Source organism: Streptomyces odontomachicola (assembly GCF_039605595.1).
Taxonomy (GTDB): domain Bacteria; phylum Actinomycetota; class Actinomycetes; order Streptomycetales; family Streptomycetaceae; genus Streptomyces.
In genome coordinates this window covers 385,845-406,509 of sequence record NZ_JBCFOK010000007.1, presented here as the reverse complement: position 1 = coordinate 406,509, position 20,665 = coordinate 385,845, and the positions used below count along the sequence as shown (strand labels likewise).

The following is a 20,665-nucleotide window of genomic DNA, read 5'->3' as shown; positions in this document are numbered from 1 at the left end:
CCGTTCGGGAGTGCGGGACCGAGTCTCGGGCGGGGTACGGGCGCGCGGTACCGGCTCGCGTCACACCCGGCGGCCGTGCGCGCTGTGACCCGCCACAACCACCGCGACCTGGAGGCCCCGTGGAGCTGTCGGACGCCGCGCGCGGACTCGCCCGGCGCTGCGAACCGCGGGTGAACGAGCTGGCCCGGCACATGGTGCGGGAGACCTTCGAGCGGCTCCCCGGGTACGCGGCGATCCCCGGCGACATGAGGGAACTGGAGATCGCGGCCACGGCGCGGCACGGCATGCGGCGGTTCCTGGACCGGGTGCGCGACCCGCACGGGGCGCACGCCGACGACGCCCTGTTCCGCGAACGGGCGGCCCAGCGCGCCGAGGAGGGCGTGCCCCTGCAACTCCTGCTGCGCACCCACACGCTCGGCGTGTACGTGCTGTGGCAGGCGCTCCGCGACGCCTGCGCGCCCGGCGAGGAGGCCGCGCTCATCGAGCTCACCGAGCTGCTGATGCGCGCGCACGAGAGCACCGTGGGCGCGGTCGCCGAGACCTATCTGGAGGAGCGCGCCGCGCTGGAGGCCGAGCGCCGCGAGCACCGCCGCAGCCTCGTACGGGCGCTGCTGGACGGCACGTTGGGGGACGGTACGGCCGCCGCGCCGCCGCCCGAGGGGCTGGGCCTCGACCCGGCGCGGCCGTGCCTGGTGCTGGTGCTGGAGATCCCCGGGGACGGGATCGAGGGGGCGCGGGGGAGTGCGGGCGTGGGGCGGCGGCGTGTGCTGCGGCGCGTGCAGACCCTGCTCGACCAGGCCTTCGGCGCCGAGGTCCCGGCGCTCCTGGAAGCGGACGTGGAGGCGGAGGCGCGGCGGCCGTGCGGCACCGCCGTGGTGCCCGGCGCGCAGGACGTGCCCGAGGGGTTCGCCGGCCGGCTGCGCCGCGCGTGCGGCGAGGGTGTGCGGGCCGCCGCCGTGCGCTCACCGGATCCCGCCGAGGTGCCGGAGGCCGCGCACACGGCGTCCGAGGTGCTGCGGGTGGCGCGCGCCGCGGGGCTGCCGCCAGGGGTGCACCGGCTGGACGACGTACTGCTGGAGTTCCACCTCTCGCGGCCCAGCGCGGGCAGCCGGGCCATCGCGGCGCTGCTCGACCCCGTCGCCGACGCGCCCGAACTGCTGCGGACCCTCCGCGTACACCTGGAGGCGCGGCAACGGCGGCGCGGCACGGCCGAGTTGCTGGGCGTGCATCCGAACACCGTGGACAACCGGCTGGCCCGCATCTCGGCGGCCACCGGACTCGACCTGGCGGCGCCCCGCGGAGCGGCGCTGGCCATCGCGGCGCTGCTCCTCCGCGAGGACGGCGGGGCCGAGCAGCGGGAAGCGGACTAGCCGAGCAGTGGAAAGCGGGCTGGCCGAGCAGCGGGAAGCGGGCTAGAGGCGGCCGTACGCGCGGAGGGTCAGCAGCGCCTCGATGGTCACCGCCGGGCGCGCCTCCAGCTCCGTGCCGGGCGCCCACAGCCGCCAGGTGACCGGCCAGCCGCCGTCCTCGCGCTGCCGCGCCGCCAGCGCGTCCAGGCTGGCGTCCAGCTCCGCCTCGGTGAACCAGCGGCGGGCCAGCGAGCCGGGGGTGCGCGCGAAGTCGGTCACGTAGTGGTGCTCGCCCGGCGCGTACCCCTCGGGGACCGGGAACGCCGTGGGGTCCGAGACCCGCTCCGGATCCGTCACCGCGAGCCGCTGCTCGCGCACCATCCGGCCCAGCCGGTCGGCCGCCGCCTCGGCGCGCCGGCGGTCCGGCACGTTGTCCAGGAAGGCGACGGCCGCGTGCACCTCGTACGGATGGGTCTTCTCCAGCGACTCGACGGCGGCCCAGCAGAAGTCCGTCGCGCGGAACAGCCACGCGTGCCAGACGTCGTTGCGGTGCAGCATCCCCACCACGGGCCCCGTGGCCAGCAGGTCGCTCGGCGGATCGTCCTGCACCGGGATCCACGGCGCCGCCGGATAGCCGCGCTGCGAGGGGTGCACGGCGGGCAGCGCGCCGTCCCGGGTGGAGATCCCCGTCAGATAGCGGCAGACCCGCTCGGCGGCCTGCCCGCGGCAGCGCCCGGTCTCGTCCAGGATCCGCAGCGCCGTGGCGGTGGCCAGCGGCTGGCTCACCGGGCCGCGCAGATCGGGCTCCAGCGCGTGCCCGTACCCGCCGTCCCCGTTCCGGTACGCGTCGAGCGCGGCCAGCACGGCGTCGGCGTCCGTACCGTCCTTGAGGAAGTGGAAGGCGAACCGGCGCTGTTCGAGCACGCGGGCCGTCAGCCACACGAAGCGCTCGGCACGGGAGAGGGGCGTCGCTGAAGTCGCTGCCATCTTCCGACCCTAGGGCCGCGCGCGGCGGCGGCGCAGGGCACGGGGAGTACCCACCCCCGCGGGCGGGATACTGGACGCATGCGGTTGACGGACTTCTGGCAGCGGATGGCGGACCACTTCGGCGGCTCGTACGCGGACTCCTTCGCGCGCGACCACGTCATGTCCGAGCTCGGCGGACGCACGGTGTACGAGGCACTGGCGGCGGGCCGGCCGGCGAAGGAGGTGTGGCGCGCGGTGTGCGTCGCGGTGGAGGTCCCGCCCGACAAGAGATGACCCGAGAGGGGACGAGCCGCCGAGGGGATGGGCTGCCGAAGGGATGAGCCGCCGCCCGACAAGACCGACAAGAGGCGTCTTGAGGTGCGTCGAGTGCACGGTGCACCGGCCGGTGGTCCAGACTGCTCCCCGTGGGTGAGCGAGAGGACGACGCGGTACAGCGGCGGGAGTTGACGCAGGACACGGGGCCCGTGCCGGGCTCCGGGGAGCGCGGGGCACGGGACGCGCGGGGCACGGGGGAGGCGCCGGGCACCCGCGAGGAGCCCGTGCCGCCTTCGCCGCGGCAGCCCGAGGGCACGGTGGCCACGCACGGCGCGGGCGGCGGCGCCGGGGCGGGCGCCGGACAGGGCGACGCGGGGCGCGGCGCGCACCGCTCGGGGCGCGTGCCGCCGGGCGGTGCGCGGGGCGGGCGGCCGCCGGGCGGTCCGCACTCCGCGCAGGCCGACGACCGCGAGAGCCGCATGCCGCGCTGGCTGCCCCGCGCCTTCGTGCTCGCGCTCGCGCTGCTGGGCTGCTTCCAGCTCGGCACCTGGGCCTTCCACCAGGTGACCGGGCTGCTGCTGAACATCCTGATCTCGTTCTTCCTGGCGCTGGCCATAGAGCCCCCGGTGGACAAGCTGGCCTCGTACGGGATGCGCCGCGGGTTCGCCACCGCGCTGGTGTTCCTGGCGCTGTTCGTGCTGGTCGCGGGCTTCTTCGGCGCGCTGGGCTCGGTCTTCGCCGAGCAGGTCACCCGGATCGTGGACAACCTGCCGTCCTACGTGCAGGACGTCGTCGTGTGGATCAACAAGACCTTCCACACCAAGCTCAGCGTCAACAAGCTCCAGGACAACGTCCTGCACTCCGACTGGCTGCGGAACTACGTGCAGGAGAACGCCGAGCACGTCTGGGGCTGGTCGGCGACCGTGCTGGGCACGCTGTTCCAGCTGCTGACCATCTGCCTCTTCTCCTTCTACTTCGCCGCCGACGGGCCCCGGCTGCGCCGCGCGCTGTGCTCCGTGCTGCCGCCCAACCGGCAGGCCGAGGTGCTGCGCGCCTGGGAGATCGCGGTCGCCAAGACCGGCGGCTACATCTACTCGCGCGCCCTGATGGCCCTGGTCTCGGGCTTCGCGCACTACCTCTTCCTGCAGTGGCTCGGGGTGCCGTACGCGCCGGCGCTGGGCGTCTGGGTGGGCGTGGTCTCGCAGTTCATCCCGACCGTCGGCACCTATCTGGCGGGGGCGCTGCCGATACTGCTGGCGTTCACCGTCGAGCCCTGGGCCGCGGTGTGGGTGCTGGTCTTCGTCGTGGTCTACCAGCAGTTCGAGAACTACATACTGCAACCGCGCATCACCGCGAAGACCGTGGACATCCACCCCGCCGTCGCCTTCGGCTCGGTGATCGCCGGGACCGCGCTGATGGGCGTGGTCGGCGCGCTGATCGCGATCCCCGCGACGGCCACGCTGCAGGGCTTCCTCGGCGCGTACGTGAAGCGGTACGACGTGACGGACCCGAGCCTGCGGGTGGCCCAGCGGCGCGGGGTGCGGGGGCTGTGGCGGCGCCGGAGAGGCCACGAGGACCCGGACGAGAGCGGGTCACCGGAGGCCGGCGGGTCCCCGGAGGACGGGGGCGCCGGCGGCCGCGAGGACGGCGCGGGGGACGAGCGGGACTGACCCGTACGGGAGGACTGACCCGTACGGGAGGCGGCCCGTAAGAGCGGGACCGGGCGCGTCCCCCGGCGCCCGGTTCACAGCCCGTGCCGCCGCAGGAAGTCCGTGATCAGGGACTGCCAGCCGGCCGGGTCCTCCACCATCGGCAGATGACCGGTCGCCAGCTCCGCGTACTCGGCGCCCGGCACGAGCTCCGCGACCCGGCGCGAGTGCGCGGGCGACACCAGCGTGTCCTGCGTGGTGGCCACGACCAGGGTGGGAACGGTGATTCCCGCCAGGTCGGCCGTGGTGTCGGCGGTCTGTACGAGGGCCGCCTGCTCCGGGGCGCCGGGCGGCACGGTGTCCGCGATCTCCGGGAGCAGCGCGGCCAGTTCCTCCTCCGTGAGGGAGTCGAGGTGGTCCGCGCCGAAGGCGGTGAGCGCGTTGAAGCGCGCGTACGCCGCGGTGTCCCCGCGCCCGAGCAGGTCACGCCACACGCCCATGGACAGCCGCAGCCTGCGGTCGGCCCGTGCCAGTCCCGCCGTGAGCACGAGGCCGCGCACCCGCTCCGGGTGCCGTGCGGCCAGCCGCGCCGCGACCGCCGTGCCGAGCGAGTAGCCGAGCACCGTGAAGGTCCCGGCCCCGGCCCGTACCGCCGCGCCGGCCAGGGAGTCGGCCAGCGCGTCGAGGTCCAAGGGCTCCGGAGAACGGGGCGTGTCCCCGGAGCCGGGGTAGTCGCCACCGATCACGGTGTGCTCCGCGGCGAGCGCGGGGACGAGCGGCGCGAAGTTCGCCGCGACGCCCCCGCCGGCGCCGTGCGCGAGCAGGATGCCGGGGCCCGACCCTGTGACGGTGGTGGCCAGGTCGTACGGGAGGGCCTGCGGGGGTACGGGGGCGGGCGCGGGGCGGCCGGAGATCTGTGTCATGGGCGACAGGCTGCGCCCTGACATGGGTGTGAGGGTCAAGTCCGGCGGGGTGCGGGGGCGTGGGGCGGGTCACCAACATCGCCCGGTGCCGCGGTCGTTGGGGAGGGGGAGGGGCGGCGCGCCGGGGGTGATCGGCTTGACGCAAAAATCGAACATGGATTCTTATAGGTGACCGACGCAGACGGCCCGGCGGGAGCCTGGGGGCCGATTGTCAGTGGCAGCCGCTAGCGTCGTTGGACGTGAAGCGAACGACTCAGACGAACCGGGTGACACCCATGGCAGAGACCGACCGCGAGAAGGCGCTGGAGACAGCCCTCGCGCAGATTGAGCGGCAGTTCGGCAAGGGCGCCGTCATGCGGATGGGAGAGCGGCCCAACGAGCCGGTCGAGGTGATCCCCACCGGCTCCACCGCTCTCGACGTGGCCCTCGGCGTCGGCGGCATCCCGCGCGGCCGCGTGGTCGAGGTCTACGGCCCGGAGTCCTCCGGCAAGACGACCCTGACCCTGCACGCGGTGGCCAACGCGCAGAAGGCCGGCGGCACGGTGGCCTTCGTGGACGCCGAGCACGCCCTGGACCCCGAATACGCCAAGAAGCTCGGCGTGGACACCGACGGCCTGATCCTGTCCCAGCCGGACAACGGCGAGCAGGCGCTGGAGATCACGGACATGCTGATCCGCTCCGGCGCGCTCGACCTGATCGTGGTCGACTCGGTGGCGGCCCTGGTGCCGCGGGCCGAGATCGAGGGCGAGATGGGCGACTCGCACGTGGGTCTCCAGGCGCGGCTGATGAGCCAGGCGCTGCGGAAGATCACCGGTGCGCTCAGCCACTCCAAGACCACCGCGATCTTCATCAACCAGCTCCGCGAGAAGGTCGGCGTGATGTTCGGCTCCCCGGAGACCACCACGGGTGGCCGGGCGCTGAAGTTCTACGCCTCGGTGCGCCTCGACATCCGCCGCATCGAGACCCTCAAGGACGGCACCGACGCGGTGGGCAACCGTACCCGCGTCAAGGTCGTGAAGAACAAGGTGGCCCCGCCCTTCAAGCAGGCCGAGTTCGACATCCTCTACGGCCAGGGCATCAGCCGCGAGGGCGGCCTGATCGACATGGGCGTGGAGCACGGCTTCGTCCGCAAGTCCGGCGCTTGGTACACCTACGAGGGCGACCAGCTCGGCCAGGGCAAGGAGAACTCCCGCAACTTCCTGCGGGACAACCCCGACCTGGCCAACGAGCTGGAGAAGAAGATCAAGGAGAAGCTGGGCATCGGGGTCAGGCCCGAGGAGCCGGAGGCCGAGCCGGGCGCGGACGCCGCGAGCGGAGAGGCCCCCGCCGACGCCGCCAAGTCGGTCCCCGCACCGGCCTCCAAGGGCAAGGCGTCCAAGGCGTCCTCGACCGCCAAGAGCTGATCCGTGACACGGCGCACCCACTGGCCGGAAGAGGAGGACTGCGGCGGTCCCGCCTCGTCGAGGGCCGAGGCGGGGCCGTCGCGCACGGCCGAGGGCTCGCGGTGGCGGGGGGACCGCGAGCCCGAGGACGGGCACGTCGGCGAGCACGACGGGGGGTACGAGGGCGCGTACGGCGGTGAGTACGGGGCCGCGTACGACGGCGACGGCGCGGGGCCCGAGGGGGAGGGCCGCGGGCGCGGCAAGGGGAAGCAGCGGGGGGCGTCCCGGCAGAAGTCCCGGGAGAAGTCGCAGCGTGAGGCGCAGCGGGAGCTGGAGCAGCGCGATCCCGTGGAGCGGGCCAGGTCGATCTGTCTGCGGCTGCTCACGGGGAGCGCGCGCACCCGGCAGCAGCTCGCCGACGAGCTGCGCAAGCGGGAGATCCCGGAGGAGGCGGCCGAGGAAGTGCTGGCCCGCCTGGAGGGGGTCGGGCTGATCGACGACGCCGCGTTCGCCGAGTCCTGGGTGGACTCCCGGCACCAGAGTCGGGGGCTCTCCCGGCGCGCGCTCGCCCGTGAGCTGCGCACCAAGGGCGTGGACTCCGAGCTGATCGACGAGGCCGTCGGCAGGCTGGACGCCGACCAGGAGGCGGAGACGGCGCGCGAGCTGGTGGAGCGGAAGATGCGTTCCACCCGCGGCCTCGACCGGGAGAAGCGCATCCGGCGGCTCGCCGGGATGCTGGCCCGCAAGGGCTATTCCGAGGGCCTGGCGCTGCGGGTCGTGCGGCAGGCGCTGGAGGAGGAAGGCGAGGACCCGGAGCTGCTGGAGTCCCATCTGCCGGACGCCTGAGGCGCCGGACGCCTGAAGTCCCGGACGCCTGACGGGCGTTGCCGGACACCCCGCGCGGAGTGTCCGGCAACGAACAGCTCGTTCAGGTGCGCCTCACCGGGTCACTGCCTCACTGCCTCACTGCTTCGCGGGGCAGAGGCGGTGTGTCTGCTTCCCGTTCTGGAGCTTGGCGTCCGCGCAGCCGGCGGGGAGCGAACCGTAGGGCTTGGAGCCGAAGTTCGCGGTCACGGTCAGCTTGCCGTGCCCGAAGTCGGAGCGCTGCACCGTGTTGTCGCCGGTCAGCCGCTGGAAGCCGGTCATGGGCTCGGTGCCGGCGGCCTTGTGCAGCGGGGCGAAGGAGCGCTGGAGCGCGGCCATCTCCTTGCCGGTGGACTTCAGGTTCTTGCTGCCGAGCGTGAAGTTGAGCGGGGTGTTGTAGAGCGCCGACATCAGCGCCCGGTCCTTCTTCTGGTCGGGGAGCTTGTCGTACGGCATCTCCCAGCGGTCGGCGTTGATCACCGAGCCGTGCAGCGCCGTCTCGTACAGCGGGATGCGGTAGCGCGGGTCGAACATCGCCTTGGCCAGCGAGGACGGCAGCTTCACCGGCTTGAAGAAGATCTTCGGCGCGCCCTCGGGCGCGTAACCGCCCCACTTCTGCTTGTCCTTCTGGAGCTTCCACAGGCCGTCGGTCACCGGGGTCTGCGCGCCGTGGTTGAAGGAGAGCACCGGCGCCGACCAGGCCGCGGCGGACTCCGAGCCGAGCACCAGCTTCCGCTTGCCGGAGATCTCCGCCATGCGCTGGAGGCGGTTGGCGCGGTCCTGCTTCTTGTTCATCCGGTGGCCCTTGGAGGCGTCGGTGAACAGTTCGCCCGCGGCGTCCACGTCCAGGAAGTAGCTGTCCGCGCCGTTGGCGGTCATCTTCGTGACCCGGTCGCGCAGATAGTGCCTGCTCGGCTCGGCCTTCTTGAACGCCTCGGAGCTGAGGTAGCAGCCGCGGCCGTGGAAGCCGCCCTTGGGCTTGCCCTTCCAGTCGCGTACGCAGAAGTCCGGGTAGACGGTGCCGGGCCACTTGGACGAGGGGTTGTCGGCGCTCTTGGCGGGCTGCCCGTTGTCGTAGGAGTCGTACGGGCCGACGAGGTAGCCGTTCTTCTTCGCGGCCCGCACCGCCTGCTTGGTCATCGGCTCGTCGTCCGAGTCGTAGCCGAGCCACAGCCGCGAAACGCCCATCTCGTGCAGCTCGTCGACGGCCTTCGCGCTCCGGGCTCCGCCCCAGGCGTACGCGTGCACGGCGCCGAGCAGCTTCGCGTTCTCCGGGTTGTCCTTGATCTTGTCCTTGAGGGTGCGGAGCCTGCCGTGCTCGGAGAGGTACGAGCGGTACTCCTTCGCGGCGGCCACCGGCGAGGAGCCCGTGAGCGAGAAGTGCACGGTGTAGTCGCGGGTCTGCTCGCGCTGCGAGAACTCGTGCTTCGCTGTGGCGCCGAGCCGCCCTGAAGCAGAGGCGAAGCCGAGGGAGGTGCCGACCTCCTCGGGAACCATGTAGCCGACGCCGTGCCTGCCCTGGGTGTAGCCCCACAGCGGCAGGGTCAGGCCGCCGGACAGGTCGGCCTCGGTGTCCTTGAGCCCGGCAGCGCCCGAATTCCAGAAGCGGTCGGCGACCGGCACGGAGATCCCCTCGCCGCGCGGGATCTGGAGCGAACCGTTCGTGCCCGCCGGTGCCTTGGTGCTCGGCCAGGAGAGGTTCTGGTCCTCCTGCGCCGTGGAGCGCACCGTCATCCGCAGCCGCCCGTGCTCGGACGCGGCGGAGACGCTCAGGTGCTTGCCGGGATACGACCAGCGCGCGGTGCCTCCGTCCACGGTCACCTCACCGGGCTTGCCCAGGTGCTGCGCGGCGGCGCCGGACACGGGGAGGCTGCTGCCGTCGGCCGTGCGCCCGGTCACGCGCAGCGAGCCGGTGTCCACGGAGGCGGTGCCGCCGCGCACCGTGAAGTCGACGGTGCCGCCGTGCGCGCGGGGCGGCGCGGGGGCGTCGTCCGGGGTTCCCGCGCTGGCCAGATAGCCGGCCGAGGCGGTGGTGGCGGTTGCCACGACGGCGGCCGCGATGCCATAGGTGCGCAGCCGCCGCTTCCGCACCTGCCGCCGGTCGCGGTGCGAGGGCGTCGGGTCTCGGTGTGTGGGTGTCGAGTCAGTCACGGGGCGAGCGTGCGGGCCCGGCTTAAGAAGGTTCTAAGAACGGGGAGTTGCCGACCCCGCGGGCGCCGAGCCCTTCTCCGTACCGGAACCCCTGCCCGTACCGCTCTCGCCCGTACAGCCCTCGCCCGTGACGCTGCCGCCCGCGACCGCCTCCGCTATGGCGCCCAGCGAGGAGGCGTGCGCCGCCGGGAGGGCCGTGACCAGGTGGCCGTCGGCGCGCACCACCAGCAGGGTGTGCGGTGCCGCGCCCGGGTACTCCTCCGTGACCAGCAGCTCGGCGCGCAGCGGCAGCGAGTCCACCGCGCCCGCCAGCTCGGGCATCATGCCGGCCGACAGCCAGTGCCTGCTGTCCCATACGGCGGTGCCCGGCGCCACCAGCAGCACCAGGAGCTCGCCCCCCACACCGCCCAGCCGCTCGCGCAGCCGCCCGCGACGGCCGTCCCGACCGGTCACCTGGACATCCCGTACGGGCTCTCCCGGTGCCGTCTCCACCGGGACCGAGGCCACCGTGCTCCGGGCCGGCAGCAGCGGCGAGGCGGTGTGCGCCGCGGGCCCTCCGAGCCTGCCGCGGCCCAGGTGCGCGTCGGTCAGCATGCCGAGCTGGGCGCGCACGCCGCCGCTGGGCAGCAGTCCGCGGAGCCCGCCGCCCTCGCGGCGTACGACGGTCATCGCGTGGTCGACCGCGCGCAGCCGGGCGCCCACGGCGGCCCTGCGCTCGGCCTCGTAGCTGTCCAGCAGGGCCTCGCTGTGTCCGTGGTGCCAGGCCAGCGCCAGTTTCCAGGCGAGGTTGGCCGCGTCCCGCAGGCCCTCGTCGACCGACTGCACGCCCAGCGCCCCCACCAGGTGCGCGGCGTCCCCGGCGAGGAAGGCACGGCCCACGCGCCAGTGCCGGGCGAGGCGCTGGTGCGCGGTGTAGACGCCGGTGTCGACGAGTTCGTACGGTCCCGGACCCGTGGATCCCGGGTTCTCGGCGCGGTGCCACATGCCGAGGGTGGCGTGCACGCGCTCCAACAGCTCGTCGGGGGTGACGAGTTCGCCGCGCGGGGGCAGCAGCCAGTCGAGGCGCCAGCCCTTGCCGGGCAGCGGGCGTGCGGTGATCTCGCCCGGGGCGCCGCCCGGATCGCGGTGCAGCAGCGCCTCCTCGGGCCAGGGCAGCCGGGCGCGCAGCGCGGCGACGGCGTACCGCTCCACCCCGGTCCGCCCGGCGAATCCCACCTTGAGCTGGCTGCGTATCGTCGAGCGGGCGCCGTCGCAGCCGACCAGGTAACCGGCCTTCCAGCGGCGCCCGTTGGCGCCCCCGGTGTGCGCGGTGACGCCGTGCGCGTCCTGTTCCACGGAGCGCACATGACTGCCGGTGACGATGCGGGCGAGGTGCTCGCGCTCCAGCGCGGCGCGCAACGCGCGCTCCAGCGCGTGCTGTTCGAGGTGGACGGGCGCCTCGTCCCTGCCGAGCTCGGCGCGTTCGACCAGCTCGTCCTTGCGCTGCACGCGCCAGTGCGACCAGCGGGTGCCGAACACCGGGGGCAGCAGCGCCGCGGTGTCGGGGCGCAGCACGCAGCTCTGGGCGGCACGCGTGGTGACCTCGCCCGAGCCGGAGTCCAGCACCACCGTGGGCACCCGGTGGCGCGCGAGGAAGAGCCCGAGGGCGAGTCCGGCGGGTCCCGCGCCGACGACGATCACTCCGGAGTCGGTCACGCGGGCAGCTCCGGGCGGCGCCGTGCGGAGCCGGCGGCGGCCGCGGGGTGCGGTGCGTGAGGATGAGGAGCCGTACGGGTGCGAGGAGTTGAAGCCAGAGGTGCCCGGTGCGCGATCACAGAAAGTATGCAACCCAGTGGCTGGCCCACCGTCAAGCTGAGGGGGCGGCGGCCGCCGTACGGCCGCCGCCCCGCCGGACATTCGGGGGCAGAGCGCCCCTCGGAGGTCCGGCCGGAGTCCGGCTAGAGCGCCTTCCCCGCTGACTGGTCGCCAGTGGCGTCCGGGCCCTCGGGCGCCTCGGTCATGTCGGTGTGGGCCACCGCGATGCCGGTCTTGGCTCGGCGGCCGCGCCGCTCGACCCAGTGCGCGAGCGCGGAGAGCGCGAGGCACATCGCGATGTAGATGGCGCCGGTCACGACGACCACCTGCACGTACGGGTTCTCCCCGTCGACGATGGTGTTGGAGGCCAGGAGCTGGCCCGCCTTGAGCAGTTCCTCGTAGGTGACGACGAAGCCGAGCGAGGTGTCCTTGAGGGTCACCACGAGCTGGCTGATGATCGTCGGCAGCATCGAGCGCACGGCCTGCGGCACCAGCACCGTGACCATCACCTGGGTCTTGCTGAGGCCCAGCGCGTACGCCGCCTCGGCCTGGCCCTTGGGCACCGCGAGGATGCCGGCCCGCAGGACCTCGGCCTGCACGGCCCCGTTGTAGAGCGTGAGCCCGAGGACCACGGCCCACATCGGGTCGCTGACGAAGAAGCCCTGCCACAGCAGGTAGATGGTGATCAGCAGCGGCACGGCGCGGAACAGCTCGATCACGCCGGTGGCGACGTAGCTCACCGGCTTGTGCTCGGAGAGCCGCGCCACGGCCAGCAGCACGGCCAGGGCCAGCGAGAACACCGCGGCGAGCCCGAACGCCTGGAGCGTCTTCACGATGCCGTTGGCGATGGATTCGCGTACGCCCGCGTAGTTGAAGATGTCCCACAGCGCGGGGTCGAACTGGCCCTTGCTGTTCAGCCGCAGGACGATCCACACCAGCAGGGCCAGCACGGCGGCGCCGCCCAGCACGGAGTAGACGACGTTGCGGCTGCGGGCCCGCGGTCCGGGAGAGTCGAAGAGGACGGAAGAGCTCATCGGGCGACCCCCATGCGGCGCTCCAGCGCGCGGAAGAGGGCGCTGATGGCGAAGACCAGGACGAGATAGGCGAGGGCCACCCAGAGGAAGATGACCATGACGTTGAAGCCCTTGTCGCTCAGCACCTTCTGGACGCTGAAGAGTTCGAAGTTGTTGAAGGCGCCGGCGATGGCGGAGTTCTTGGTCAGCGCGATCATGATGCTGCTCAGCGGCGGCAGCACGGTGCGGGTGGCCTGCGGCAGCACGATCAGCCGCAGGGTCTGCACGAAGGTCATGCCGATGCTGCGGGCGGCCTCCGCCTGGCCGAGCGCGACGGTGTTGATGCCGGAGCGCACCGCCTCGGCGACGAAGGACGAGGTGTAGAAGCCGAGCGCGAGCACGCCCAGCAGGTAGGAGCTGGTGCCGGGCGCGAGCACGACGGGCACCACGAAGAAGGCCGTCATGAACAGCAGCGTCAGCGGGGTGTTGCGCAGCAGCGTCACCCACACCGTGCCGAAGACGCGCAGCGGCGGCACGGGGGAGACGCGGAAGCCGGCTATCAGCACGCCGAGGACCAGGGCGAGCAGGGCGCTCGCCGCCGTCAGCGAGACCGTTCCGACGAATCCGTCGCGGAACAGGTCCAGGTTGTCGAGGAGTACGTTCATTCGGTTACCTGCACAGGGATCTCCGCGGGGCGGCGCGAGGGGTCGGGAACGGCGCGTCCCGCACGCCCGCCGTGCGGCGGACGGGCGTGCGGGACACGGGAGTTACGGAGTTACGGGCAGCGGTCTGTCACCGGGCTCCCCGGTCAGGGGCGCTCCATGGCCGGCGGCGCCTTGTACGGGGAGCCCGACTTGCCGAGCGTGGCCTCGTACGCCTTCTTGTAGCTGCCGTCCTTCTCGTGCTTCTCGACCGCCTTGGTGACCGCCTCGGTCAGCGCGGTGTCGCCCTTCTTGAGGCCGATGCCGTACGGCTCCTTGGTGAAGGTCTTGCCGACCACCTTGAGCTTGTTCGGGCGCTCCGCCGCGTACCCCTTGAGGATCGCGTCGTCGGTGGTCATGGCGTCGACCTGGCCGCCGAGGACCTGGTTCACGCAGTCGCTGTACTTGCCGAACTCCTGCGTCTCCGCGCCGAACTTGGCCTTGTTCTCCTTGATGTTCTGGAGCGGGGTGGAGCCCTGGATCGAGCAGACCTTCTTGCCCTTGATGCTGTCCGGTCCCTTGATCTCCTTGTTGTCCTTGCGGACGAGGAGGTCCTGGCCCGCCATGTAGTACGGGCCGGCGAAGTTGACCTGCTTCTTGCGCTCGGCGTTCATCGTGTAGGTGCCGACCATCAGGTCGATCTGGCCCTTGGCGATGGCCGTCTCGCGGATCGAGGAGTCGATCGTCTTGAACTGGACCTGCTTCTCGGGGTCGAAGCCCAGGTCGGCGGCGACCATCTTGGCGACCTCGACGTCGAAGCCCTCGTACTTCTTGGTGTTCTGGTCCTGGAAGCCCAGGTAGGGCTGGTCGGCCTTGGAGCCGATGATCAGCTTGCCGCGCTTCTTGGCCTTCTCCCACACCGGCGAGTCGACCTTGGCGGTCTTGTTCACCTCGTACTTGAGGCTCGAGGTGTCGGTGTCGCCGCCCGGCTTGTCGCCCGCCGAGCCCTTCTTGCCGCCGCATCCGGTGGCGGCGAGGCTGACGGTGAGGACCACGGCCGCGGCTGCGGCGCTCTTGCGGAACTTCATGGTGAACATCCCTTGCTCGATCAGCGTTGATCAGCGGCCGACTGCGTCGGAGACACCGCGGCGGCGGTCGTGCGGCTGCGGTACCGCGTCGTGCTGCGGCGGTACTGCGGGGCAGCGGTGCCGCGTGGCGGGTCCGCGTCCGCGGGTCCGCGTCAGTGATGGAGGATCTTCGCGAGGAAGTCCTTGGCGCGGTCGGTGCGCGGGTTGTTGAAGAACTGGTCCGGGGTCGCCTCCTCGACGATCCGGCCGTCGGCCATGAAGACCACCCGGTTCGCCGCGGACCGCGCGAAGCCCATCTCGTGGGTCACCACGATCATGGTCATGCCATCCCGGGCGAGCTGCTTCATGACCTCGAGGACCTCATTGATCATCTCCGGGTCGAGGGCCGAGGTGGGCTCGTCGAAGAGCATCACCTTCGGGTCCATGGCCAGCGCGCGGGCGATCGCCACGCGCTGCTGCTGGCCGCCGGAGAGCTGCGCCGGGTACTTGTCGGCCTGGTTGGCCACGCCCACCCGGTCCAGCAGTTCCCGCGCCCGCGTCTCGGCCTGGGCCTTGGGGGTGCGCCGGACCTTGAGCTGGCCCAGCATCACGTTCTCCAGCACCGTCTTGTGCGCGAAGAGGTTGAACGTCTGGAAGACCATGCCGACGTCCGAGCGCAGCTTGGCCAGCGCCCTGCCCTCCTGGGGCAGCGGCTTCCCGTCGATGGAGACAGCGCCCGAATCGACGGTCTCCAGGCGGTTGATGGCGCGGCACAGCGTGGACTTCCCCGACCCCGAGGGGCCGATGACGACGACGACCTCGCCCCGCGCAATCGTCAGGTCGATGTCCTGGAGCACATGCAGCGCACCGAAGTGCTTGTTGACGCCTTCCAGCACGACCAGGTCCTCCGCCGGAACGGCTTCCTTGGTCACCGGTACTTCGCTCATCGGCGTGCAGCTCCGTCCTCGTCGATTGCGAGGACTGTATTCAGCGGCCGCGAGCAGCGTCATTACATCTGAGCGGAAATTGAGCATAACGATCCGGCCGCATCCGGGCACCGCGGGTCAAGGGGCCGCAAGGTGTCCGGCACGTGTTCCACCGGCAGCCCAATGGAGACCTCCGCGTGACCTGCGGCCTCTTGACTCGCCTGGACGCCATGGCGCCGCCGGTCCGGTACGCGGCCGGCACCGGACCGCGCGAACCCGCGGGGCACGCGCGCGACTCCGCGCCAGACCGCACGCGCCGGTCCGCATGAGGGAGCGCCGGGCGGCGCAGACAGAAAGGGAGGGGGTCCGCATGAGGCTGCTGCTCGTCGAGGACGACGACCATGTCGCGGCGGCGCTGGGCGCCGTGCTCACCCGGCACGGCTTCGAGGTCGCCCACGTACGCAGCGGGGAGGACGCGCTGGACGCGCTGCTCCCCGACGCGGCCCCGCCCTTCGGCGTGGTGCTGCTGGACCTGGGGCTGCCAGGCGCCGACGGATTCGAGGTGTGCGGGAGGATCCGGCGGCTCACCCACACCCCGGTGATCATGGTGACCGCGCGCTCCGACGTGCGCTCCCGGATACACGGGCTGAACCTCGGCGCCGACGACTACGTGGTCAAGCCCTACGACACCGGCGAACTCCTGGCCCGCATCCACGCGGTGAGCCGGCGCAGCACGGGCGAGGCGGCCGAGGACGCGGGGCCCGCGCCGGCGGGCGGCGAAGCCGAGGGGCTGCTGCGGCTCGGCGAGGTCACCATCGAGATGCCGACCCGCAGGGTCTCGGTGAGCGGTACCGAAGTGCCGCTCACGCGCAAGGAGTTCGACCTGCTCGCGATGCTGGCCCAGCGTCCAGGGGTGGTGTTCCGCCGGGAGCAGATCATCTCCGAGGTGTGGCGCACGAGTTGGGAGGGCACGGGGCGCACCCTTGAGGTGCATGTGGCCTCGCTGCGCTCCAAGCTGCGGCTGCCCGCGCTGATCGAGACGGTACGCGGGGTCGGCTACCGGCTCGTCGCGCCGGCCGCCTAGGCGCGGGCGGAGGCGTGCGGAACAGGCTCCTCACCCTGCTGACCCTGCTGCTGGCCGGGGTGCTGCTCGCGCTGGGCTTCCCGCTCGCGGCGAGCCAGGCGGCGGCCGAGCAGCAGCGGATGGTGGTGGACAGGATCGACGACGCGGCGCGGTTCGCCGCGCTGGCCCAGTTCGTGACCGCGCCCAGCGACGCGAGGGAGCGCCGCGAGGCCCTGCGCGCCGAACTCGCCCGCTACCACGAGCTGTACGGGATCAGGGCCGGGGTGTTCTACCGGGACCGCAAGGCCATGGCGGTCGCGCCTGAGGGCTGGAGCGTGCCCCGTACCGGCGAGGGCGACCGGGCCTTCGGCGAGGCGCTGGCCGGGCGGCGCAGCCACGATCCGCCGCAGGTGTGGCCGTGGAAGCGGTCCCGGATCGCGGTGGCCTCGCCCGTCGTGCGGGACGGCGACGTGGTGGCCGTGGTGCTCACCGACTCGCCGACGGGACGGCTCGGCGCGCGCATCCTCAGGAGCTGGCTGCCGGTGATCGTGGGGGAGGCGGCGGCCATGCTGCTGGCCGTGGGCGCGGCGCTGCGGCTCACGGGGTGGGTGCTGAAGCCCGTGCGGACGCTGGACCGCGCGGCGCACGAGATCGCCACGGGGCGCTTCGCCTCGCGCGTGGCGGTGGCCGGAGGGCCGCCCGAACTGCGGCTGCTGGCGCGGTCGTTCAACGACATGGCGGACACCGTGGAGACGGCTCTGGAGCAGCAGCGGGCCTTCGTCGCCGATGCCTCGCACCAGTTGCGCAACCCGCTGTCCGCGCTGCTCCTGCGCATCGAGCTGCTCGGTCTCGAACTGCCCGAGGGCAGCCCGGAGTTCGCCTCCGTGCAGGCCGAGGGCAAGCGCCTCGCGCGGGTGCTGGACGGGCTGCTCGACCTCGCGCTGGCCGAACACGCCCCCGCCGACCTGCGCCTCACCGACGTCGCCGAGGTGGCGGCCGAACGGGTCGAGGCCTGGCGCCCGGTGGCCGAGCGCAAGGGCGTCTCGCTGGAGTCGGGGGGCCCGGCGCACGTCACCGCGTGGGCAGACCCGGTGACGCTGTCCAGCGCGCTGGACGCGCTGGTGGACAACGCGGTCAAGTTCACGCCGGAGGGCGAGCGGGTGACCGTGGCCGTCGCGGCGCGCGGCGAAGCGGTCACCATCGAGGTCGCGGACGGCGGCCCCGGGGTGGAGGAGGACGAACTGGAGCGGATAGGCGACCGCTTCTGGCGCAGCAGCAGGCACCAGAACGTCTCGGGCTCCGGCCTCGGCCTCTCCATCACCCGCGCCCTGCTCGCCGCGGGCGGGGCGGAACTCTCGTACGCGCACAACACGCCGCACGGGCTGCGCGCGACGGTCTCGGTGCCGCGCAGCGCCCCCGTGGGGGAAGGCCCCTAGGGGCACTGCGCGGCAATGGTTCATCCGCGAGGGGTCATGCCCTGCTGAGCCGCAGCGTGCGGATCTCGAAGGGCCGGAGGGTGAGCGCGAAGTCGCCGTCGGCCGTCGGCTCGTACGGGTCCGTGCCGTTCGGCCGTTCCAGCAGGTCGGTGGCGGTCACCGAGGACACGGGGAAGCCGGGGGAGAGGCGGGCGTGCGCGCGGCCGCCGCGCGCCTCGTAGAGCCTCAGCACCACGTCGCCGCCGCGGTCCTCGGCGAGCTTGACCGCCTCCACCACGACGTGGTCGTTGTCCACCGTGACCAGGGGCGCGACGGGGGTGCCCGCGCCCCTGACCGTGCGCTCGGGGAGGTGGAGGCGGTGACCCTCCCGTACCGCGTCCGGGATGTCCGCGCCGGGGGCCAGCGCATAGCGCAGGCGGTGGACGCCCTGGTCGGTCTCGGGGTCCGGGTAGCGGGGCGCGCGCAGCAGCGAGAGCCGGACCGTGGTGGTCTGGCCGCCGTCAGGGCGGATGTCGCGGGTGACGTCGTGGCCGTACGTGGAGTCGTTGAGCAGCGCGGCGCCCCAGCCGGGCTCCGCCACGTGCAGCCACCTGTGCGCGCAGATCTCGAACTTGGCCGCCTCCCACGAGGTGTTGGTGTGAGTGGGCCGGACGACGTGCCCGAACTGGGTCTCGGCCGCCGACCCGTCCGCCTTCACATCCAGCGGGAAGGCCGCCTTGAGCAGCGTCTCGCTCTCCCGCCAGTCCACCTCGGTTCCGATGTCCAGCACCGCCGAGCCGGCGCGCAGACCCAGGCGCTGGACCACGGAGGAGTCACCGAAGGCGCGGGCCACCCGCACCGTGGCCCGGCCGTCCTCCGCCTCCTCCAGGGCCAGTTCCGTTGCCTCGGTCAGATCCGTGACCCGGTGCCGGTAGAAGGAGTCCACGTCCCAGGCGTCCCAGTGGTTGGGCAGGTCGGGGTGGAGCTGGAGGAGATTCGCCGCCCGGCCCGGCGCGACGGCCTCGCGCCCATTCCGCAGGTCGTACGCGGAGACCACCAGGCCCTGCGCGTCGACCTCCACCCGCAGCAGCCCGTTCGCCAACGTCCAGCCGCCGCCCTCGCGTTCCGCGACGGTGACCGGATCGCCGGTGAACTCGGCGCGTGCGGGCAGCGCGCCGCCCGCCGGCACGCCCCCGCGCGCATGCGGCGCGCCGTTGAAGGCCACCGGCACCTCGCCCTCACCGGCGAGCGCACGCTGCGCCGCGTCGATGATCGCCTCCAGTTCGGCGCGCACCCGCTCGTACGTCTCCCGCGCCTCCCTGTGCACCCAGGCGATCGAGGAGCCGGGCAGGATGTCGTGGAACTGGTGCAGCAGCACCGTCTTCCACAACGCCTCCAACTCCTCGTACGGATAGGGGTGCCGGACCCGCACCGCCGCCGTCGCCGCCCACAGCTCGGCCTCGTGCAGCAGGGACTCGCTGCGCCGGTTGCCCTGCTTGGTCTTCGCCTGCGAGGTGTACGTGCCGCGGTGCAGCTCCAGATACAGCTCGCCCACCCACACCGGCGCCCGCTCCGCGTACTCCGCGTGCGCCTTCTCGAAGAACGCCGCGGGCTTCTCCACCGTGATCCTCGGCGCCCCGTCCAGGTCGCGCTGCCGCTCGGCGCGGGCCAGCATCTCGCGGGTGGGGCCGCCCCCGCCGTCACCGAAGCCGAAGGGGACGAGGGAGTGCGAGGCCGCGCCCTTCTCGCGGAAGTTGGCGGCGGCGTGGCCCATCTCCCGCCCGCCCAGGTCGGAGTTGTAGGTGTCCACCGGCGGGAAGTGGGTGAACACCCGCGTCCCGTCGATGCCCTCCCACCAGAACGTGTGGTGCGGGAACGGGTTGTCCCGGCTCCACGAGATCTTCTGCGTCAGGAACCACTCGGCCCCGGCCTGCCGCACGATCTGCGGCATCGCGGCCGTGTAGCCGAAGGTGTCGGGCAGCCACACCTCCTTGGTGTCGATGCCGAACTCCTCCAGGAAGAACTTCTTGCCGTACAGGAACTGCCTGGCCATCGCCTCGCCGCCGACCATGTTGGTGTCCGACTCCACCCACATGCCGCCGACCGGCACGAACTGGCCTTCCGCCACCTTCTTCTTGACCCGCGCGTACACCTCGGGCCTGTGCTCCTTGATCCAGGCGAGCTGCTGCGCCTGGGACATCGCGAAGACGAAGTCCGGGTTGCCGTCCATCAGGTCCGTCACGTTGGAGGCCGTGCGCGCGACCTTCCGCACCGTCTCGCGCAGCGGCCACAGCCACGCCGAGTCGATGTGCGCGTGACCGACCGCGCTGACGTGGTGCGCGGAGGAGCGCGCGGGCGCGGTGAGCACGCCGCGCAGCGCGGCCCGCGCCTCGTCGGCGGTGCCCTGTACGTCGGCCAGGTCCACGGAGTCCAGGGCCTGTTCAATGGCGCGCAGCAGCTCCCACCGGCGCGCGTCCTCCAGCGGGAGCGCCCTCATCAGCGAGCCCGCCACCTCCAGGTCCTGCACCAGCTCCCACACGGCGGGGTCGAAGACGGTGAGGTCCATGCGGTTCAGCCGGTACAGCGGCCTGTCGCCCGAGGTCAGCCTGTCGCCCTCGTACGTGGGGAGCTGCGGGGTGTTCACGATGGGGTTGGAGGCGGCCTCGACGTACAGCTCGATCCGCTCGCCGCCCTCGGCCGCGTCCGCGATCCGCACCCAGTCGTTGCGCGGGTGCAGTCCCTTCACCGGCTCGCCGTCGGCGCGGTAGACCATGCCCTCGCACTGGAAGCCCGGCATGTTCCGGTCGAAGCCCAGGTCCAGCACCGCCTCGACGGTCTGCCCCGCCCACGCGCGCGGCACCACCCCGGTGACCCGGAACCACGTGGTCCCCCACGCGGGCCCCCACTCCGCACCGGCGCGCACGGGCTCGTACGGCGCCGCCAGCCCCTCGCGCACCGGCGGAGGTTCGCCCGGCGCGTCCCAGCGCGCGAGCTCCAGCGGCGCGGAGTGCGGGCGCACGGCGGGCGCGATGCGCTCGGCGAGCACCCGGCGCAGCCGGTCCTCGACGAGTCGGCGGTCATCGTGCATAAGGGCGGCTCCGAAGGTCGGCGGCAATCCGTCACTCAGGCATGCGTGCGTGCCGGCGGCGTTCGCGACCGCTGACAGCGCTCGGAGAAGAGCTTCCC

General features: G+C 72.7%; 16 protein-coding genes. 7 read left to right on the top strand and 9 right to left on the bottom strand.

Annotated features, from left to right (window positions below; genetic code table 11):
* Positions 1–119: 119 nt before the first annotated feature.
* Positions 120–1,370: a PucR family transcriptional regulator gene (locus ABEE00_RS16215; protein ID WP_345746168.1), complete on the top strand. Its 1,251-nt coding sequence runs from the start codon at positions 120–122 to the stop codon at positions 1,368–1,370.
* Between the two features lie 42 nt (positions 1,371–1,412).
* Here the strand turns inward: ABEE00_RS16215 and ABEE00_RS16210 are convergent, their stop codons facing one another.
* Entirely contained in the window at positions 1,413–2,336 is a 924-nt protein-coding gene (locus ABEE00_RS16210) for a hypothetical protein (RefSeq protein WP_345746167.1), read from the bottom strand.
* 78 nt (positions 2,337–2,414) lie between these two features.
* Between ABEE00_RS16210 and ABEE00_RS16205 the strand changes: the two genes are divergently transcribed.
* Positions 2,415–2,609: a DUF3046 domain-containing protein gene (locus tag ABEE00_RS16205; protein WP_345746166.1), complete on the top strand. Its 195-nt coding sequence runs from the start codon at positions 2,415–2,417 to the stop codon at positions 2,607–2,609.
* Between the two features lie 383 nt (positions 2,610–2,992).
* Positions 2,993–4,261: an AI-2E family transporter gene (locus ABEE00_RS16200; protein ID WP_345746216.1), complete on the top strand. Its 1,269-nt coding sequence runs from the start codon at positions 2,993–2,995 to the stop codon at positions 4,259–4,261.
* Positions 4,262–4,335: 74 nt separating this feature from the next.
* On the opposite strand, the gene ABEE00_RS16195 is transcribed toward ABEE00_RS16200, so the two are convergent.
* Positions 4,336–5,163, bottom strand: coding sequence for an alpha/beta fold hydrolase (locus ABEE00_RS16195; RefSeq protein WP_345746165.1), 828 nt, complete (start codon positions 5,161–5,163; stop codon positions 4,336–4,338).
* Between the two features lie 275 nt (positions 5,164–5,438).
* On the opposite strand from ABEE00_RS16195, the gene recA reads away from it, so the two are divergent.
* Positions 5,439–6,566: a recombinase RecA gene (gene recA / locus ABEE00_RS16190; RefSeq protein WP_345746164.1), complete on the top strand. Its 1,128-nt coding sequence runs from the start codon at positions 5,439–5,441 to the stop codon at positions 6,564–6,566.
* Positions 6,567–6,569: 3 nt separating this feature from the next.
* On the top strand, positions 6,570–7,391 hold the full coding sequence (gene recX, locus ABEE00_RS16185) for a recombination regulator RecX (protein ID WP_345746163.1): 822 nt from the start codon (positions 6,570–6,572) through the stop codon (positions 7,389–7,391).
* A 117-nt stretch (positions 7,392–7,508) separates the two neighbouring features.
* Here the strand turns inward: recX and ABEE00_RS16180 are convergent, their stop codons facing one another.
* From ABEE00_RS16180 to ABEE00_RS16155, 6 genes are all read right to left on the bottom strand, one after another.
* Complete coding sequence (locus tag ABEE00_RS16180; RefSeq protein WP_345746162.1) at positions 7,509–9,560, bottom strand: glycoside hydrolase; 2,052 nt, start codon at positions 9,558–9,560, stop codon at positions 7,509–7,511.
* Positions 9,561–9,593: 33 nt separating this feature from the next.
* Positions 9,594–11,255 (bottom strand): FAD-dependent monooxygenase, encoded by a 1,662-nt coding sequence (locus ABEE00_RS16175; RefSeq protein WP_451918594.1) that lies wholly within the window; start codon positions 11,253–11,255, stop codon positions 9,594–9,596.
* A gap of 242 nt (positions 11,256–11,497) precedes the next feature.
* On the bottom strand, positions 11,498–12,388 hold the full coding sequence (locus tag ABEE00_RS16170; protein ID WP_345746160.1) for an amino acid ABC transporter permease: 891 nt from the start codon (positions 12,386–12,388) through the stop codon (positions 11,498–11,500).
* Positions 12,385–13,032, bottom strand: coding sequence for an amino acid ABC transporter permease (locus ABEE00_RS16165; protein WP_345746159.1), 648 nt, complete (start codon positions 13,030–13,032; stop codon positions 12,385–12,387). The genes ABEE00_RS16170 and ABEE00_RS16165 overlap by 4 nt, the downstream gene beginning before the upstream one ends.
* Before the next feature lie 143 nt (positions 13,033–13,175).
* A complete protein-coding gene (locus tag ABEE00_RS16160) occupies positions 13,176–14,096 on the bottom strand; it encodes a glutamate ABC transporter substrate-binding protein (protein WP_345746158.1) in 921 nt (306 codons plus the stop codon).
* A gap of 152 nt (positions 14,097–14,248) precedes the next feature.
* On the bottom strand, positions 14,249–15,022 hold the full coding sequence (locus ABEE00_RS16155; protein ID WP_345746157.1) for an amino acid ABC transporter ATP-binding protein: 774 nt from the start codon (positions 15,020–15,022) through the stop codon (positions 14,249–14,251).
* 349 nt (positions 15,023–15,371) lie between these two features.
* On the opposite strand from ABEE00_RS16155, the gene ABEE00_RS16150 reads away from it, so the two are divergent.
* Together ABEE00_RS16150 and ABEE00_RS16145 are read left to right on the top strand one after the other, a co-directional pair.
* Entirely contained in the window at positions 15,372–16,085 is a 714-nt protein-coding gene (locus ABEE00_RS16150) for a response regulator transcription factor (protein ID WP_345746156.1), read from the top strand.
* 14 nt (positions 16,086–16,099) lie between these two features.
* The gene (locus ABEE00_RS16145; RefSeq protein WP_345746155.1) at positions 16,100–17,500 is read left to right on the top strand and encodes a sensor histidine kinase; all 1,401 of its coding nucleotides are present in this window, start codon (positions 16,100–16,102) and stop codon (positions 17,498–17,500) included.
* Between the two features lie 34 nt (positions 17,501–17,534).
* On the opposite strand, the gene ABEE00_RS16140 is transcribed toward ABEE00_RS16145, so the two are convergent.
* Positions 17,535–20,567, bottom strand: a complete 3,033-nt coding sequence (locus tag ABEE00_RS16140; protein ID WP_345746154.1) for an alpha-mannosidase — start codon at positions 20,565–20,567, stop codon at positions 17,535–17,537.
* Positions 20,568–20,665 lie beyond the last annotated feature (98 nt).

Excerpts from the sequence above, each read along its gene's own strand:
- ABEE00_RS16210 (WP_345746167.1), bottom strand. The coding sequence starts at position 2,336 with ATGGCAGCGACTTCAGCGACGCCCCTCTCCCGTGCCGAGCGCTTCGTG.
- ABEE00_RS16205 (WP_345746166.1), top strand. The coding sequence starts at position 2,415 with ATGCGGTTGACGGACTTCTGGCAGCGGATGGCGGACCACTTCGGCGGC.
- ABEE00_RS16195 (WP_345746165.1), bottom strand. The coding sequence starts at position 5,163 with ATGACACAGATCTCCGGCCGCCCCGCGCCCGCCCCCGTACCCCCGCAG.
- recA (WP_345746164.1), top strand. The coding sequence starts at position 5,439 with ATGGCAGAGACCGACCGCGAGAAGGCGCTGGAGACAGCCCTCGCGCAG.
- ABEE00_RS16170 (WP_345746160.1), bottom strand. The coding sequence starts at position 12,388 with ATGAGCTCTTCCGTCCTCTTCGACTCTCCCGGACCGCGGGCCCGCAGC.
- ABEE00_RS16165 (WP_345746159.1), bottom strand. The coding sequence starts at position 13,032 with ATGAACGTACTCCTCGACAACCTGGACCTGTTCCGCGACGGATTCGTC.
- ABEE00_RS16160 (WP_345746158.1), bottom strand. The coding sequence starts at position 14,096 with ATGAAGTTCCGCAAGAGCGCCGCAGCCGCGGCCGTGGTCCTCACCGTC.
- ABEE00_RS16155 (WP_345746157.1), bottom strand. The coding sequence starts at position 15,022 with ATGAGCGAAGTACCGGTGACCAAGGAAGCCGTTCCGGCGGAGGACCTG.
- ABEE00_RS16150 (WP_345746156.1), top strand. The coding sequence starts at position 15,372 with ATGAGGCTGCTGCTCGTCGAGGACGACGACCATGTCGCGGCGGCGCTG.
- ABEE00_RS16140 (WP_345746154.1), bottom strand. The coding sequence starts at position 20,567 with ATGCACGATGACCGCCGACTCGTCGAGGACCGGCTGCGCCGGGTGCTC.